Consider the following 15,387-nt stretch of genomic DNA (forward strand, 5'->3'; position numbering starts at 1 on the left):
TGGTCACATGTGTAAACGACGGCGGCCGTTCGGCAGGATGGGTCGGTAAGGCCGGTTCTACCGGCACACCCTTACCAGTCAGGTAGGAAATGAGCCACAGCAGGGCCAGCCGCGACGTGCTGGGACGGGGTCTGCGGGTGCTCGGCCAGGCGATCCGGACCGAGCCGCGCCTGTTCACCATCGGGGCGGTCGGCAGCAGCGTCTTCGGATTGCTGATCATCGCCAACTCGTACCTGGTGGGCGGCGTGATCGGCGATGTCGTCGTGCCCGCGTTCGCCGACCATCGGGCGAGCACCGGGTCGCTCGTGCTGGTCGCCGCGATCTTCCTCGGCCTCAGCGTGCTGCGGGTGGCCAGCATCTTCGGCCGCCGCCTCGGGGCCGGCTTCATGCAGTTCCGGCTGCAGGCCCGCTACCGCCGCGCGGTGACCCGCCGCTACCTGTCGCTGCCACCGGCCTGGCATCAGAAGCACGCCACCGGCACGCTGCTGTCCAACGCCAACTCCGACGTCGAGGCCGCGTTCGTGCCGATCGCGCCGTTCCCGTTCGCGGTCGGCACCATCGTCATGGTCTTCGCGGCGGTGATCGCGCTGTTCCTCACCGACTGGGTGCTCGCCCTGGTCGGCGTCGCGCTGTTCCCGTCGCTGTTCGGGCTCAACGTCATCTACTCGCGCTACATGTCGCCCCGGCAGATCCGCGCCCAGCAGATGCGCGCGAAGGTCAGCGCGGTGGCGCACGAGAGCTTCGACGGCGCCCTGGTCGTCAAGACGATGGGCCGCGAGGAGGACGAGTCGCAGCGCTTCGCGGTCTTCGTGGCCGAGCTGCGTGACGCGCTGATCTCGGTCGGCCGGCTGCGCGGCCTGTTCGACCCGGTGATGGACAGCCTGCCCAGCGTCGGCACGCTGGCCGTGCTGCTGCTCGGCGCCTGGCGCCTGGAGAACGGCGCGATCAGCGTGAGCGAGCTGGTCACGGTGTCGTTCCTGTTCACCGTGCTGGCCTTCCCGGTGCGGGCGATCGGCTGGGTGGTCGCCGAGTTGCCGCGAAGTGTGGCGGGCTGGGAGCGGGTGCAGGCCGTTTTATCAGCAACGGGCGATTTGCGCTACGGGACCCGCGAGCTTGTTGCGACAAATCCGGCAAAACTTCAATTCCACCACATCGATTTCCGGTACGACGACGGCCCGCTCGTCCTGCACGATGTCAGCTTCGAAGTGCCGGCCGGCAAGACCGTTGCCCTGGTGGGGCCGACCGGATCGGGCAAGTCCACCATCGCGTCCCTCGCCATCCGCCTGATCGACCCGGCGGACGGCACGATCACGATCGACGACGTCCCGGCCCCGGACCTGACCGAGGCCGGGCTGGCCCGGGCCGCGGCGCTGGTCCCGCAGATCCCGTTCGTCTTCGATGACACCGTGCGCGGCAACGTCAACCTCGAACGCGACGGCCTCGACGACGCCGACGCCTGGTCGGCGCTGCGCCTGGCCCAGGCCGATGGCTTCGTCGAGAAGCTGCCCGACGGCTTGGACACCGCGGTCGGCGAGCGCGGCACCTCGCTCTCCGGCGGCCAGCGCCAGCGGATCACCCTGGCCCGGGCCCTCGCCGGCCATCCCCGGCTGCTGATCCTCGACGACGCGACCAGCGCCGTCGACCCCCGCGTGGAGGCGGCCATCCTCGGGTCGCTGCGCTCCGGGGACGCGGGCGCGTCGATCCTGGTGGTCGCGTACCGCCGGGCCACGATCGCGCTCGCCGACGAGGTCGTCTACCTGGTGCAGGGCAAGGTGGTGGCCACCGGCACGCACGCCGACCTGCTCGCCACCAACGAGGGCTACGCCGACCTGGTCACCGCGTACGAGAAGGCCGAGCAGGAAAGGGTCGAGGCATGAACGCCTGCACCGAGCGGCACCCGGCCGCGCCGAGCAACGGCGTCGCAGGCGAGGGCCAGAAGGGCAGGCCAAAGGTGAGCGCAGCATGACCACCGCGGAAGGCACGCTCGCCACGGTGAAGCGGGGGCTGTCGCTCTCCCCCGAGCTGCGCCCCGGCATGGCCGGCACGATCGCGCTCGCCCTCGTGCAGATGGGTGGCCGGGTCGCCGTCCCGATCGCCGTCCAGCAGGGCATCGACCACGGCATCCGCGGCGCCGGCGGCCCCGACCTCGGCTTCGTCATCCGGGTCGTGGCGATCACCTTCGTCGCGCTGGTGATCTCCACGATCGCCGGTTACCTGATGACCCGCCGGCTGTTCACGGTCAGCGAGACCGCGCTCGGCGCCCTGCGGTCCCGGACGTTCCGGCACATCCACGATCTGTCGATGCTGCACCAGCAGTCCGAGCGGCGCGGCTCGATGGTGTCCCGGGTGACCAGCGACGTCGACCAGATCTCCCTGTTCCTGCAGTTCGGCGGCGTGCAGCTGCTGCTCTCCTCCGGCCAGCTGCTGGTGTCGACGCTGGTCATGCTCTTCTACTCGTGGCAGCTCACCATCGTCGTACTGCTCGCCTTCGGTCCGTCCGTGGTGATCATCCGGCTCTTCCAGAAGCGGCTCGCCGCGGTCTACCGCTCGGTCCGCGAGCGGACCGGCGTCATGCTGGGCGCGGTCGCGGAGAGCGTCGTCGGCGCGACGGTCATCCGGGCGTACGGCGTCGGCGGCCGCACCGGGCAGCGCCTGGACACCTCGATCGAAAGCCTGCGCTCCGCCCAGCAGAAGGCCCTGCGCACCAGCGTGACCAGCTTCTCCTCGGGCGAGATCGGCGCCGGTCTGGCCCTGGCCGCGGTAGTCGTGATCGGCACCCTGATGGGCGTGGACGGCGGTCTCAGCGTCGGCGAGCTGACCGCGTTCCTGTTCCTCGTCACCCTGTTCATCCAGCCGGTGCAGATCGCCACCGACATGCTCAACGAGGCGCAGAACGCGGTGGCCGGCTGGCGCCGTGTGCTCGACGTGCTCGACCTGGAGCCGGACGTCGCCGACCCCGACGACCGGGGCGTCGAGCTGCCGCCGGGCCCGCTGTCGGTGCGCTTCGCCGACGTGTCGTTCCGCTACCCCGGCGGGCCGATCGTGCTGGCCGACGTCGACCTGACGCTGGCCGCCCGCAAGAAGGTCGCGGTGGTCGGCGAGACCGGCAGCGGCAAGACCACGTTCGCGAAGCTGCTGACCCGGCTGATGGACCCGGCGTCCGGCGAGGTGCTGCTGTCCGGCACCCCGCTGACCTCAGTGAAGTTCTCCTCGCTGCGGTCCCGGGTGGTGATGGTCCCGCAGGACGGCTTCCTGTTCGACGCGACCATCGCGGAAAACGTCCGGTTCGCCGCACCGGAGCTGAGCGACGACGAACTGTCGGCAGCCTTCGCCGAACTCGGCCTGGCCGATTGGGCCGACGGCCTGCCGGCCGGCCTGCAGACCCCGGTGGGCGAGCGCGGCGAGGCGCTCAGCGTGGGCGAGCGGCAGCTGGTCGCACTGGTCCGGGCGTACGTCGCCGACCCCGACCTGCTCGTCCTCGACGAAGCCACCAGCGCGGTGGACCCGGCGACGGAGGTGCGGTTGCAGCGCGCCCTGGACACCGTCACCCGCGGCCGCACCACCGTCGCGATCGCGCACCGCCTGTCCACCGCCCAGTCCGCCGACGAGGTGATCGTGGTCGACGCCGGCCGGGTGGTGCAGCGCGGCCCGCACGCGGCCCTGGTCGCCGAGGAGGGCTCGATCTACGCCAAGCTCTACGCGTCGTGGCTGGAGCAGACCCGCTGACCCTCTCAGGCGATGACGGCGGGGGCCCGCCAGGACGGCCGGGAGCTGCGGTCGAGGTCGTAGCGGACCGACGCGATCCGCTTCACCGCCTCGACCAGAACACCTTCCGGCAGGGTGAACGGCAACCGCAGATACCGTTCGAGGGTGCCGTCGAGGCCGAACCGCGGCCCCGGCGCGAGCCGGACGTCGACGTCCTCGGCGGCCCGGGCCAGGGCGCTGGAGATCGGCCCGTCCAGCTCGGCCCAGAGCATCACCCCGCCGCCCGGCACCGTGAAGGTCCACTCGGGCAGATGCTCGCGCAGGGCCGCGATCAGCACGTCCCGCCGGGACCGCAGCTCGGCCCGGCGGGCCGCGACGATGCGCTGGGACTGCTCCAGCAACCGCACCCCGACCAGCTGCTCCAGCACCGGGCTGGCCATGTCGACGCCGACCCGGATGGCCGCGAGGCGCTGCACGAACGGCGCCGAGGCCCGCACCCAGCCGATCCGCAGGCCGCCCCAGTAGGCCTTGCTCATCCCGCCGATCGAGACGACCCGGGAGTGCCGGTCGAAGACGGCCACCGGCGGTGGCATCTCGCCGCCGTCGAGCGGCAGGTCCACGAACGACTCGTCGACGATCAGCTCGGTGCCGGCCGTGTGCGCGGTGGCCACCAGCCGCTCGCGCAGATCAGCGTCCATCAGGTGGCCGGTGGGGTTGTGGAACTCGGGAATCACATACGCGCAGCGCGGCCGCCCCTGCCGCAGGGCGCCCAGCAGCATCTCGGCGTCCCACCCGGTGGCGGTGTCGAGGCCGTGGGTGGCGATCCGGGCCCGCCGGGCGGCCAGCGCGGCGAGCGCGTTCGGGTAGGTGGGCGCCTCGACCAGCACCGGCGAGCCGGCCGGCACGGACATCCGCAGCACCAGGTCGAGCGCCTGCTGGGTGCCCGCGGTGATCAGGATCTGCTCGGCGCTGGTCGCGACCCCACGGGCGGTGTAACCGGCCGCGACCGCCTCGCGCAGCTCGACCAGCCCGGTCGGGTGGTAACCGGCGCTGCCCAGGTAACGCGGCAGGTCCTCGACGGCGGCCCGGGCCGCGGCGAGCAGCTCGTCGGGCGCCCGGTGGGCGGCCACGCCGAGGTCGATGATGTCGCGGTCGTCGCCCGCCGCCCACAGGCCGGAGGTGGCCACCCGGTGCCCGTTCGGCAGGGTGGTCCAGCTGCCGGCCCCACGCCGGCTGGTCAGGTGCCCGGTCTCCCGCAGGGTCCGGTAGGCGGCGCTGACCGTGGTGCGGCTGACCGCGAGGGCCTCGGCCAGCTCCCGCTCGGCGGGCAGGCGCACGCCGAGCGGCAGCCGCCCGTCGCTGAGCAGGCCGCGCACGGCGGCGGCGAGAGCGGCGTAGTCGGGGCTGCGGTGCCGGCCCGGCAGGGAGTGCCACTGACCGAGCAGGCGGGCCAGTTGTGAGCCTCTTACGGTGCTCGTCACAGCCACCTCCCAGAAATTGGCTCTTCAGCCGAGGGCAATTGGCCTTCAGAGTGGCACTCATGACCCGAACTGGCAACGGAGATCGACGTCTCACGAGGCGGCTGATCCAGCTCTTCACCGGCCTGGTGCTGTACGGCGTGAGCATGGCCATGATGGTGAAGTCCGACCTGGGTCTCACCCCCTGGGACGTCTTCCACCAAGGGCTGTCGGAGGTGACCGGGATCAGCTTCGGCTGGGTCGTGATCCTGCTCGGCGTGCCGATCCTGCTGCTCTGGATCCCGCTCCGGCAGCGTCCCGGCTTCGGCACCATCGCCAACCTGTTCGTCGTCGGCTTCGCGGTTGACGGCGCCCTCGCGGTGCTCCCGGCCGGGCACGGCATCCCGGCCCGGGTGGGTTACCTGGTCGGCGGCATCCTGGTCAACGGCCTGGCGACCGGGCTTTACATCGGCAGCCGCTTCGGCACCGGCCCGCGCGACGGCCTGATGACCGGCATCGTGCACCGATTCCCGAAACTATCGATCCGTCTGGTCCGGACGGCTATCGAGCTGATCGTCCTCGGCGCCGGTTTCCTGCTCGGCGGCACGGCCGGAGTCGGCACGATCGGGTACGCCCTGGCCATCGGCCCGCTCGTGCACCTCTTCCTGCCGCTGTGCATGGTGCCGGTAACGCGCCCGGAGAGATTGGCCACTGTGGACTGACCGGCGCCGGGAGGTGATCATCCGGACACATTTCCTTCCCGGGCGGCCCGCGGCGCGGCATCATTGCGACATGGGGGCTGGCGGCTGGCAGTGGAACGATGCTTGGATCTTCGTGTCCGCAGTCATCGCCGAGCGCCTCGAGCGTGACCGGGCGATGCATGCCGCCCTGCCGGTGACCGGGGCCAGCCTGGCCGACGTGCTCGCCGCCGCCGATTTCCTGCACCACTCCGTGCCGAGCCGCCCCGAGCTCGAGGAGTCGGTGCGCCGCCTGGCCGGCGCCGGCCTGATCATGGTCGAGGACGACATCATCGAGGTCGCTCCGGCCGGTGAGCAGCTGTGGCGCACCCGCCCGTTCAGCGGCCTGTCCTCCGCGGTGATGACGCTGCAGGCGCAGCTCAACCGGGCGACCACGCCGGGCGAGTCGGACTGGGCGCTCGACGAGCGCACCTACAACACGGCCGTCCGCGAATATTCGCTGCGGCTCGCCGACGGGCGATAAGGAAAAGTCAGCGCACCGGGTGGCCGGCCGCCCGCAGGCTGTCCTTGACCTCGCCGATGCGGAGGTCGCCGAAGTGGAAGACGCTGGCCGCCAGCACCGCGTCGGCCCCCGCCTCGACCGCCGGCGGGAAGTGCTCGACCGTTCCCGCCCCGCCGCTCGCGATGACCGGAATGTCGACCACCGCCCGCACCGCCCGAATGAGCTCGATGTCGAACCCGGCCTTGGTGCCGTCCGCGTCCATCGAGTTGAGCAGGATCTCCCCCGCACCCAGCTCGGCCACGGCGCGCGCCCACTCGATCGCGTCGAGATCGGCGCTGCGCCGGCCGCCGTGCGTGGTGACCTCCCACCCGCTGGGCTGGGAGGCCGACCGGCGCACGTCGAGCGAGAGCACCAGCACCTGGTTGCCGAACCGCTCGGCGATCTCCGAGATCAGCGCCGGCCGGGCGATCGCCGCGGTGTTGACCCCCACCTTGTCGGCGCCGGCCCGCAGCAGCACGTCGACATTTTCCGGCGAGCGCACGCCGCCGCCCACGGTCAGCGGGATGAACACGCTCTCCGCGGTGCGCCGCACCACGTCGAGCATGGTGCCGCGATCGTCGGAGGAGGCGGTCACGTCGAGGAAGGTGAGCTCGTCGGCGCCGGCCGCGTCGTAGGCGGCGGCCAGCTCGACCGGGTCGCCGGCGTCACGCAGGTCGACGAAGTTGACCCCCTTGACCACCCGCCCCGCGTCCACGTCGAGACAAGGGATCACCCGCACCGCCACCGTCATGCATCCACCCTAACCAGCGCGGGCCGGGCCGCCGGTGCCCGGGCCAGGCCGATCAGGATGCCGCCGATCACCAGGACGCCGCCGATCAGGTCGGTCGGGTGCAGGTGCTCACCGAGCACCAGGACGGCCGACGCCATGCCGAACAGCGGGACGAGCATGGAAAAGGGCGCAACGGTCGTGGCGCCGTACCGCTTCAGTAGGTAGCCCCAGGCGCCGAAGCCCGCAAGTGTCGAGATCAGCGCGACGTACGCCAAAGCTCCGATGGCCTTGCCGTCGATCGCGCGCAGCGCGGCGAGGTCGGCCGCCGGGCCGTCGATGAGCAGCGAGAGCACCAGGAGAGGCCCGCTCGCCACCGCGCTGACCCAGACCATGAAGCGCAGCGTGTCCGGCGGGGACGCCTTGCGGGTGGCGATGTTCGACAGGCCCCACGCCGCGGCCGCCCCGATGATCAGCAGGAACGCGCCGAAGTTCGCGCCCGTCCGGGTGGCCACCACGACGACGCCGGCCAGGGCGACGGCGAGCCCGGCGATCTGCACCGGGCGCGGGCGTTCGCGCAGCAGCACCACCGCGAACAGCACGGTGAAGAGCGCCTGGCTCTGCAGGACCAGCGAGCTGAGGCCGGCCGGCATCCCGGCCGCCATGCCCGCGAACAGCAGCGAGAACTTGGTGACCCCGAGGATCAGCCCGACCGCCACGATCCACCGCCACGGCACCTGCGGGCGGCCGGCGAAGAACAGCGCCGGGAACGCGGCGAGAGTGAAGCGCAGCGCGTTGAACAGCAGCGGCGGGAAGTGGTCGAGGCCGGTCTCGATGGCGACGAAGTTGACGCCCCAGATCGCCATGACGGCCACCGCCAGGGCGACGTCTCTCGGTTTCATGTCTCCACTTTTCAAGACGAAACCGTTAAGCACCATCGAATAGTTCTTCACCCATGTTGTAGCTTCACTACATGATTGATCTGGGTCGGCTGCGCGCTCTGCACGCCGTGGCCAGCTACAAGACGGTCCTGGCGGCCGGCCAGGCGCTGCACTGCACGCCCTCGGCGGTGTCGCAGCAGCTCGCCAAGCTCGAGCGGGAGACCGGCGCCACGCTGGTCGAGAAGGACGGGCGCGGCCTGCGCCTGACCGAGGCCGGGCAGGTCCTCGCCCGGCACGCCGAGCGGGTCCTCGCCACCGTCGACGAGGCCGAGGCGGCCCTGGCCGCCCACCGCGACACGGTGACCGGGCGGCTCACCGTGGCCGCGTTCGCCACCGCGTGCCGGGCCCTGATGCCGTGGGCGCTGCACCGGCTCGCGTCCGAGCATCCGCAACTGGCCACCGGGCTGATCGAGGTCAACCCGCACGAGGGCCTGGAGGCGCTGCATCGCGGCCACGTCGACCTCGCGGTGCTGGACGACTGGCCCGAGGTGGCGCTGCGCTACCCGGCCGGCATCGCGCACGTCGAACTCGGCTGGGACGTGGCCGACCTGATCGTGCCGAGCGGCCACCGCCTCACCGGCACGACGACGCTCGCGAAGTGCCGCGACGAGCGGTGGATCGCGTCGAAGATGGGCGACATCTGCCACGAGTGGCTGGTCCGGGTGCAGCCCGGGGTCCAGCCCGACTTCCACGTGGTCGAGTTCGAGACCCAGCTGACGCTGATCGCGGCCGGGCTCGGGGTGGCGGTCATCCCGCGGCTCGCGCGGCCGGCGCTCCCCGAGGGTGTCCGGGTCGTCCGTCTCACCCCGGAGCCCCGCCGCCGGATCGTCGTCGCCTGGCGCGAGGCCGCGGCGGCCCGCCCGGCCATCAAAGCGGCCGAGCAGGCTCTCCGATCAGCGTGGGCCCAGCACCGCTAGGGCCTCGGCCACGGTGAACGCGCCGGCATAGAGCGCCTTGCCGGCGATCACGCCCTCCACCCCGACCGGCTCGAGGGTGGCCAGCGCGCGCAGGTCGTCCAGGGTGGACACGCCGCCGCTCGCGATGATCGGCTTGTCGGTGGCCGCGCACACCTCACGCAGCAGGTCCAGGTTGGGCCCGCGCATGGTGCCGTCCTTGGTGATGTCGGTGACCACATAACGGGACGCGCCCGCCTTGTCGAGCCGCGCGAGCACCTCGTAGAGGTCGCCGCCGTCCTTGGTCCAGCCACGCGCGGCCAGGGTGCGGCCGCGCACGTCGAGGCCGATCGCGACCCGGTCGCCGTACTCGCCGCAGATCCGGTCGCACCACTGGGGGTCCTCCAGGGCGGCGGTGCCGATGTTGACCCGGGCCGCGCCGGTCGCGAGGGCCCGGGTGAGCGACTCGTCGTCGCGGATGCCGCCGGACAGCTCCACCTTGACGTCGAGCCGCCGCACCACGTCCGCGAGCAGCGCCGCGTTCGAGCCGCGCCCGAACGCCGCGTCCAGGTCGACCAGATGCACCCACTCGGCCCCGTCGTTCTGCCAGGCCAGCGCGGCTTCGAGCGGATCGCCGTAGGCGGTCTCGGAACCGGCGGCGCCCTGCACGAGGCGGACGGCCTGGCCGTCGGCGACGTCGACGGCGGGCAGCAACTCGAGGGTCACGGTTTCTCCTTGACGGAAATCAGGCCCGCCGGCCTCGGACGAGGACGACCAGGACCGGCAGGGCGATGACGATCATGATGGACAGCACGATGCGCAGCGGCACGTCCGGCACCAGCAGCCAGACCGCGGCGATGGCGAGCAGCGGCACCAGGGCCATCCCGATGCGTTCGCGGGTGCTGCTCCGATAGATGCGGCCGGGCCGGCCCACGCGCGGGGTCAGCTTGCGGACCACCTCCCGGCGACGTTGCCGGCGGGCCACCTTGCGGGCGCGGGCGGCCTTCTCCTTCTCCAGGACGGCGAGGCGCTCGGCGCGCCGCCGCGCCCGTTCCTTCGACACCTCTAGAGCCCAGCCACCCAGTTGCGCAGCAGCTCAAAACCGGCGTCGGCCGACTTCTCCGGGTGGAACTGGGCGGCAGTCAGACTGCCGAGCTCGACCGCGGCGGCGAAGGGCTGGTCATGGGTCGCGGTGGTCACCTCGGCGCCGGCTCTTTTCAGAGCCTCAAGATCCCGGGCCGCGTACGAGTGGACGAAGTAGAACCGGGCATCCCTGCTCAGCCCGTCGAACAAGTCCGATTTTTCGGGAATGTCGACAGTGTTCCAGCCCATGTGCGGGATCCGCGTCGCCTCGAGCTTGCTGACCACGCCCGGGAGCAGGCCCAGGCCCTTGGTCTCGACCCCGTGCTCGACGCCCGAGTCGAACAGGATCTGCATGCCGACGCAGACCCCGATCACCGGTTTCCCGGCCGCGACCCGCTCGGCGATCACCGGCCCGGCGCCGAGCGCCTCGATCCCGGCCATGCACGCCGCGTAGGCGCCCACGCCCGGCACGAACAGGCCGTCGGCGGCGGCCGCCGCCGAGAGATCGCTGGTGACGGTCACGTCGGCGCCGGTGCGGGCCACCGCCCGCTCGGCCGACCGCAGGTTGCCCGAGCCGTAGTCGAGGATCACCACCGATGTCACGAGTCGCCCCCCGGGATCATCCAGGCGACGCCGCCCGCGACCGCGAGGACGGCGAGCACGCCGACCAGGCCCACGCTGAACCTGGTGGCGCCCGACCTCGCCAGCTGGATCACGCCGCCGACCAGGAACCCGGCAACGATGAAGCAGGCCACCGCCATCAGAGCACGCCCTTCGTCGACGGCAGCGCGCCGGCGTTGCGCGGGTCGATCTCGACGGCCTCACGCAGCGCCCGGGAGAACGCCTTGAACTGCGCCTCGACCACGTGGTGCGCGTCCGGCTTGCCGCCGTCGCGGGCCGCCCGCAGCACGCTGACGTGCAGGGTCACCTTGGCCGCGAAGCCGAACGACTCGAAGATGTGCCGGGTCATGCTGGTCGGGTAGACCGGGCCGATGTAGGGCGCCAGCTCCGGCTCGTCGTGCACCACGTACGGGCGGCCGGACAGGTCGACGGCGGCCCGGCAGAGCACCTCGTCCATCGGGATGGTGGCCGAGCCGTACCGCCGGATGCCGGCCTTGTCGCCCAGCGCCTGGGAGAAGGCCTCGCCGAGGGCGATGGCCGTGTCCTCCATGGTGTGGTGCGCGTCGATCTCCAGGTCGCCCTCGGTGCGCACGGTCAGATCGAAACCGCCGTGCTTGGCGAGCTGGTTGAGCATGTGGTCGTAGAACCCGACCCCGGTGTTCAGGTCACCCTGGCCGGCGCCGTCGAGGTCGATCTCGACCAGCACCTTGGTCTCCTTGGTGACGCGTTCAACCCGCGCGGTCCGGCTCATCGCAGCGCCTCCAGGAATGCTTGAGTTTCATCAGGTGTACCGGCGGTTACCCGCAACCAGCCCGGCAGGCCGACGTCGCGGACCAATACACCGCGGTCGAGCAGTTTTTGCCAAGCGACTTTCTGGTCGCCACCCACCTCGAACAGCACGAAGTTGGCGTCGCTGTCGGCCACCTGGAAGCCACGCTCACGCAGCGTGGCGACGATCCGGTCACGCTGCTCCTTGATCGCCTCGACCGTCGCGAGCAGAGCGTCACGTTGCGCCACTGCGGCGCGTGCGGCCGCCTGCGTCAAGGAACTGAGGTGGTACGGGAGACGCACGAGCTGGACGGCCTCGACAACCGCCGGGTGCGCGGCGAAATAACCGAGCCGGCCGCCGGCGAACCCGAACGCCTTGCTCATCGTCCGGCTCACGATCAGCCGCGGGTGCTCGGGCAGCAGCGCGAGGGCGCTCGGCGTGCCGGGCCGGGCGAACTCCGCGTACGCCTCGTCCACCAGCACGACGCCGCGCGCCCGCTCGAGCACCGCGGTGACCACCGCGGGGTCGAGAGCGGTGCCGGTCGGGTTGTTGGGCGAGCAGAGGAAGACCAGGTCGGGGTCGTGCTCCTCGATCTTCGCGACGGCCGCCGCCGGTGACAGCCCGAAGTCGGGGTCGCGCAGCGCGCCGATCCACTCGGTGCCGCTGCCCAGCGCGAGCAGCGGGTGCATCGAATAGGACGGGCCGAATCCGAGCGCTTTGCGCCCCGGCCCGCCGAACGCCTGAAGTAGCTGCTGCTGCACCTCGTTCGAGCCGTTGGCGGCCCACACGTTCGCCACCGTCAGCCCGTGCCCGAGGTAGTCGGCGAGGGCGGCGCGCAGGGCGACCGCGTCCCGGTCCGGGTAGCGGTTGAGGTCGCGCAGCTCGGCCTGCACGGCCTTGCCGATCGCCTCCACCACCTCGTCGGGCAGCGGGTACGAGTTCTCGTTCGTGTTCAGCCGGACCGCGACGTCGAGCTGCGGCGCGCCGTACGGCGTCTGGCCCCGCAGGTCGTCCCGGATCGGCAGATCCTCGATCCTCATGCCGGGAACCTGGCCTGGACGGCCTCGCCGTGCGCCGGCAGATCTTCCGCGTTGGCCAGCGTGACCACGTGCTTCGCGACGTCCTTCAGGGCGGCCTCGGCGTACTCGATGACGTGGATGCCGCGCAGGAACGACTGCACCGACAGGCCCGAGGAGTGCCGCGCGCAGCCCGCGGTGGGCAGCACATGGTTGGAGCCGGCCGCGTAGTCGCCGAGCGACACCGGCGACCAGGCGCCCACGAAGATCGCACCGGCGTTGCGGACCCGCATGGCCCACTGCCGGGCGTCGCGCGTCTGGATCTCCAGGTGCTCCGCCGCGTAGGCGTCCACCACCGCCAGACCCTGCTCGAGGTCGTCGACCAGCACGACGCCGGACTGCTCGCCGGTGAGCGAGGTGCGCACCCGCTCGGCGTGCTTGGTCGCCGCGACCAGGTGGGTGAGCTCGGCCTCGACCGACGCGATCAGCGTCTCGGAGTCGGTGACCAGCACACTGGCGGCGAGCGGGTCGTGCTCGGCCTGACTGATCAGGTCGGCCGCGACGTGCCGCGGGTCGGCGGTGTCGTCGGCGAGGATGGCGATCTCGGTCGGCCCGGCCTCGGCGTCGATGCCGACCGTGCCCTGCAGCAGCCGCTTGGCCGCGGTGACCCAGATGTTGCCGGGCCCGGTGATCACGTCGACCGGCTCGCACCGGTCGCCCTCGCCGGCGCCGTCCGAGCCGTAGCCCAGCATCGCGACCGCCTGGGCGCCACCGACCCCGTAGACCTCGTCGACGCCGAGCAGCGCGCACGCGGCGAGCACCCGGGCGTCCGGCAGGCCGCCGTTTTCCTTCTGCGGCGGGGACGCCACGACCAGCGCGTCGACGCCGGCCTCCTGGGCGGGCACCACGTTCATCACCACGGTCGACGGATAGACCGCCAGGCCGCCGGGCACGTAGAGGCCGACCCGGCGCACCGGGACCCAGCGCTCGGTGACCGAGCCGCCGTCGACCACCTGGGTGGTGATGTCCTGTCGCCGCTGGTCGCGGTGCACCTTGCGGGCCCGCTTGATCGACTCGAGCAGCGCCTCGCGGATCTCCGGCTCGAGGGACTCACCGGCGGCCGTGATGGCCTCCACCGGCACCCGCAGGCGCTGGAGGTCGACGCCGTCGAACTTCGTGGTGTATTCCCGGATCGCGTCGAAACCGCGCTGATGGACCGCCTCGACCACCGGCCGGATCCGCTCGACGGCCACCGACACGTCGAGCTGAGCCCGGGGCAGGATGCCCCGGGGATCCCGGCCAGAGCCACGCAGGTCAGTCAGTTTCAGCACGCGACAATCCTAGGCGGCGCGCCGGCGGCCGCCCCAGCCGACCGTTGCCCGGGCCCAGGGCTTGAGACATCCGGCACGCGGCAGCGTCAGGGTTGACCATGATGGGGCGGCCGATAGGCTGAGGTCGTGAGCGACCGGCTACCAGTATTCCCGCTGGGTACGGTGCTGTTTCCCGGCCTTGTGCTTCCGCTTCACATCTTCGAGGAGCGTTACCGCTCGCTCGTCCGTGAGCTGGTGGCCAGCCCCGAGGACGGCCCGCACGAGTTCGGCGTGGTCACGCTGCGCCGGGGGGTCGAGGCGCCGTCCCCGGCCTCCGACGACGACCCGGAGCCCGAGGTGGCCCCGGTGCGGGTCGAAGATCTTTACCCGGTCGGGTGCACCGCCGAGCTGCGTCAGGTGACCGAGCTGCCGGACGGGCGCTTCGACATCATGACCGTCGGCCGCCGCCGCTTCTCGATCACCGACGTCCAGCAGGGCGCCGAGCCCTACCTGACGGCCGCCGTCGAGTGGCTGCCGGACGAGTCGGCCGACGAGGTCGCCGCCGCGCTGGCGCCGCGCGCCCTGGCCGCCTTCCGCACCTACCTCGACCTGCTGCGCCCCGACTCCGAGGTGCTCGACGCGGTCCCCGGCGACCCGACCGTGCTGTCCCACCTGATCGCCGCGACCGCCCAGCTGACCACCGACGAGCGCCAACTGCTGCTGGCGGCGCCCGACACGGCGAGCCGGCTGCGCACCGAGCTGAAACTGCTCAACCGCGAGGCCGGGCTGCTGGCCCGGGTGCGGGCGGTGCCGGTGCCGCTCTCCGACCTGGCCCGGCCGGCCAGCCCTAACTGACCGCCGGCCTTAGCTGATCGTGGGCCGGCCCGGCTCCGCTTCCTCGACCAGCGGCTCCGGGGACGCCCAGGCGTCTTCGGCGGCGGTGTTCGGGCCGTAACCGGGCTTCGCGCCGGGCTGGTCGAGGTCGGGGTCGTTCGACCAGCCGGACAGCAGGGTCAGCATGATCGCCGCGGCGAACGCCGGCACCAGCAGCGGCCCGGTCGAGTGCACCTCGGGCGGGGCGAAGTAGGCCGCGCCCTTCGTGGCGGTCTCGCTCCAGTGCTGGTAATCGGAGCGCCCGACCATCTCGCCGATCCACGGGCCGATCAGGTAACCGGCGCCGAGGGTGCCGGCCACCACGCCGAGCAGCAGGAACGGACCCCGGTCGCGGCGCAGCAGCAGCCAGACGACGATCGCGACGAGCAGGCCGAAGCCCAGTCCGAGCAACGTGTACCAGCCGTCGGCGGCCACATACTCCTCGGGCGCGTTGTCGTTGATGACGATGCCGCCGAGGGTGTTGCCGGTCTGCAGGACCGGCACGGACGGCGCCAGCCACGCCCACAGGAGGCCGAACGGGGCCCCGAGCACGAACAGCGCGGCTGCGGTGAGAACGGCGACCGCCGCCGTGCGCCGCCACGGCCGGCGCGGGGTGCGGCTCATCGCCCACCACCGCAACGGTGCCGGGCCGGCCTCGGCCTCGAGCTCGGGACCGGCCTCCGGGCCGGACGGATGGGCCAGGCCGTAGCCCTGCGGCTCCTGGTTCGGATTCACCCTACGATCCTGCCAGGT

17 protein-coding genes are annotated in these 15,387 nt (G+C 72.0%); 6 read left to right on the top strand and 11 right to left on the bottom strand.

The genetic code is table 11. The features are described 5' to 3' along the window. Nucleotides 1–89: 89 nt before the first annotated feature. Together AB0E90_RS04480 and AB0E90_RS04485 are read left to right on the top strand one after the other, a co-directional pair. The gene (locus AB0E90_RS04480) at nt 90–1,877 is read left to right on the top strand and encodes an ABC transporter ATP-binding protein (protein WP_360398978.1); all 1,788 of its coding nucleotides are present in this window, start codon (nt 90–92) and stop codon (nt 1,875–1,877) included. A gap of 85 nt (nt 1,878–1,962) precedes the next feature. Further along, nucleotides 1,963–3,726 carry an ABC transporter ATP-binding protein gene (locus tag AB0E90_RS04485; RefSeq protein ID WP_360398981.1) on the top strand — a complete coding sequence of 588 codons (1,764 nt, stop codon included), beginning with the start codon at nt 1,963–1,965 and terminating at the stop codon, nt 3,724–3,726. Nucleotides 3,727–3,731: 5 nt separating this feature from the next. On the opposite strand, the gene AB0E90_RS04490 is transcribed toward AB0E90_RS04485, so the two are convergent. Next, entirely contained in the window at nt 3,732–5,186 is a 1,455-nt protein-coding gene (locus AB0E90_RS04490; protein WP_360398984.1) for a PLP-dependent aminotransferase family protein, read from the bottom strand. A 59-nt stretch (nt 5,187–5,245) separates the two neighbouring features. Here AB0E90_RS04490 and AB0E90_RS04495 point away from each other — a divergent pair, with 59 nt between their 5' ends. Both AB0E90_RS04495 and AB0E90_RS04500 read left to right on the top strand, forming a co-directional pair. After that, nucleotides 5,246–5,884 carry a hypothetical protein gene (locus AB0E90_RS04495; RefSeq protein WP_360398987.1) on the top strand — a complete coding sequence of 213 codons (639 nt, stop codon included), beginning with the start codon at nt 5,246–5,248 and terminating at the stop codon, nt 5,882–5,884. Between the two features lie 70 nt (nt 5,885–5,954). Further along, nucleotides 5,955–6,383, top strand: coding sequence for a hypothetical protein (locus AB0E90_RS04500; protein ID WP_360398990.1), 429 nt, complete (start codon nt 5,955–5,957; stop codon nt 6,381–6,383). Between the two features lie 7 nt (nt 6,384–6,390). Here the strand turns inward: AB0E90_RS04500 and hisF are convergent, their stop codons facing one another. Together hisF and AB0E90_RS04510 are read right to left on the bottom strand one after the other, a co-directional pair. Next, on the bottom strand, nt 6,391–7,152 hold the full coding sequence (gene hisF, locus AB0E90_RS04505; RefSeq protein WP_360398993.1) for an imidazole glycerol phosphate synthase subunit HisF: 762 nt from the start codon (nt 7,150–7,152) through the stop codon (nt 6,391–6,393). Continuing rightward, nucleotides 7,149–8,030 carry an EamA family transporter gene (locus AB0E90_RS04510; protein WP_360398996.1) on the bottom strand — a complete coding sequence of 294 codons (882 nt, stop codon included), beginning with the start codon at nt 8,028–8,030 and terminating at the stop codon, nt 7,149–7,151. The genes hisF and AB0E90_RS04510 overlap by 4 nt, the downstream gene beginning before the upstream one ends. A gap of 71 nt (nt 8,031–8,101) precedes the next feature. Between AB0E90_RS04510 and AB0E90_RS04515 the strand changes: the two genes are divergently transcribed. Next, nucleotides 8,102–8,986 carry a LysR substrate-binding domain-containing protein gene (locus AB0E90_RS04515; protein ID WP_360398999.1) on the top strand — a complete coding sequence of 295 codons (885 nt, stop codon included), beginning with the start codon at nt 8,102–8,104 and terminating at the stop codon, nt 8,984–8,986. On the opposite strand, the gene priA is transcribed toward AB0E90_RS04515, so the two are convergent. From priA to hisD, 7 genes are read right to left on the bottom strand one after another with little or no spacing between them, the layout of a single operon-like run. Beyond that, nucleotides 8,963–9,688: a bifunctional 1-(5-phosphoribosyl)-5-((5-phosphoribosylamino)methylideneamino)imidazole-4-carboxamide isomerase/phosphoribosylanthranilate isomerase PriA gene (priA, locus tag AB0E90_RS04520; RefSeq protein ID WP_360399002.1), complete on the bottom strand. Its 726-nt coding sequence runs from the start codon at nt 9,686–9,688 to the stop codon at nt 8,963–8,965. The genes AB0E90_RS04515 and priA overlap by 24 nt on opposite strands. 19 nt (nt 9,689–9,707) lie before the next feature. Continuing rightward, a complete protein-coding gene (locus AB0E90_RS04525) occupies nt 9,708–10,025 on the bottom strand; it encodes a hypothetical protein (RefSeq protein WP_360399005.1) in 318 nt (105 codons plus the stop codon). 2 nt (nt 10,026–10,027) lie between these two features. Then, complete coding sequence (gene hisH, locus AB0E90_RS04530; RefSeq protein ID WP_360399008.1) at nt 10,028–10,648, bottom strand: imidazole glycerol phosphate synthase subunit HisH; 621 nt, start codon at nt 10,646–10,648, stop codon at nt 10,028–10,030. Then, nucleotides 10,645–10,806 carry a hypothetical protein gene (locus tag AB0E90_RS04535; RefSeq protein ID WP_360399011.1) on the bottom strand — a complete coding sequence of 54 codons (162 nt, stop codon included), beginning with the start codon at nt 10,804–10,806 and terminating at the stop codon, nt 10,645–10,647. The genes hisH and AB0E90_RS04535 overlap by 4 nt, the downstream gene beginning before the upstream one ends. Then, nucleotides 10,806–11,417: an imidazoleglycerol-phosphate dehydratase HisB gene (gene hisB, locus AB0E90_RS04540; RefSeq protein ID WP_360399014.1), complete on the bottom strand. Its 612-nt coding sequence runs from the start codon at nt 11,415–11,417 to the stop codon at nt 10,806–10,808. Before hisB ends, AB0E90_RS04535 begins: the two co-directional genes overlap by 1 nt. Then, nucleotides 11,414–12,475, bottom strand: coding sequence for a histidinol-phosphate transaminase (locus AB0E90_RS04545; RefSeq protein WP_360399017.1), 1,062 nt, complete (start codon nt 12,473–12,475; stop codon nt 11,414–11,416). Before AB0E90_RS04545 ends, hisB begins: the two co-directional genes overlap by 4 nt. After that, a complete protein-coding gene (hisD, locus tag AB0E90_RS04550) occupies nt 12,472–13,782 on the bottom strand; it encodes a histidinol dehydrogenase (RefSeq protein WP_360399020.1) in 1,311 nt (436 codons plus the stop codon). The genes AB0E90_RS04545 and hisD overlap by 4 nt, the downstream gene beginning before the upstream one ends. A gap of 126 nt (nt 13,783–13,908) precedes the next feature. Here hisD and AB0E90_RS04555 point away from each other — a divergent pair, with 126 nt between their 5' ends. Then, nucleotides 13,909–14,616, top strand: coding sequence for an LON peptidase substrate-binding domain-containing protein (locus AB0E90_RS04555; RefSeq protein WP_360399023.1), 708 nt, complete (start codon nt 13,909–13,911; stop codon nt 14,614–14,616). 9 nt (nt 14,617–14,625) lie between these two features. On the opposite strand, the gene AB0E90_RS04560 is transcribed toward AB0E90_RS04555, so the two are convergent. Beyond that, nucleotides 14,626–15,369: a hypothetical protein gene (locus AB0E90_RS04560; RefSeq protein WP_360399026.1), complete on the bottom strand. Its 744-nt coding sequence runs from the start codon at nt 15,367–15,369 to the stop codon at nt 14,626–14,628. Nucleotides 15,370–15,387 lie beyond the last annotated feature (18 nt).

Origin of the sequence: Actinoplanes sp. NPDC026619, assembly GCF_040638295.1 — a bacterium.
Classification (GTDB): Bacteria; Actinomycetota; Actinomycetes; order Mycobacteriales; family Micromonosporaceae; genus Actinoplanes.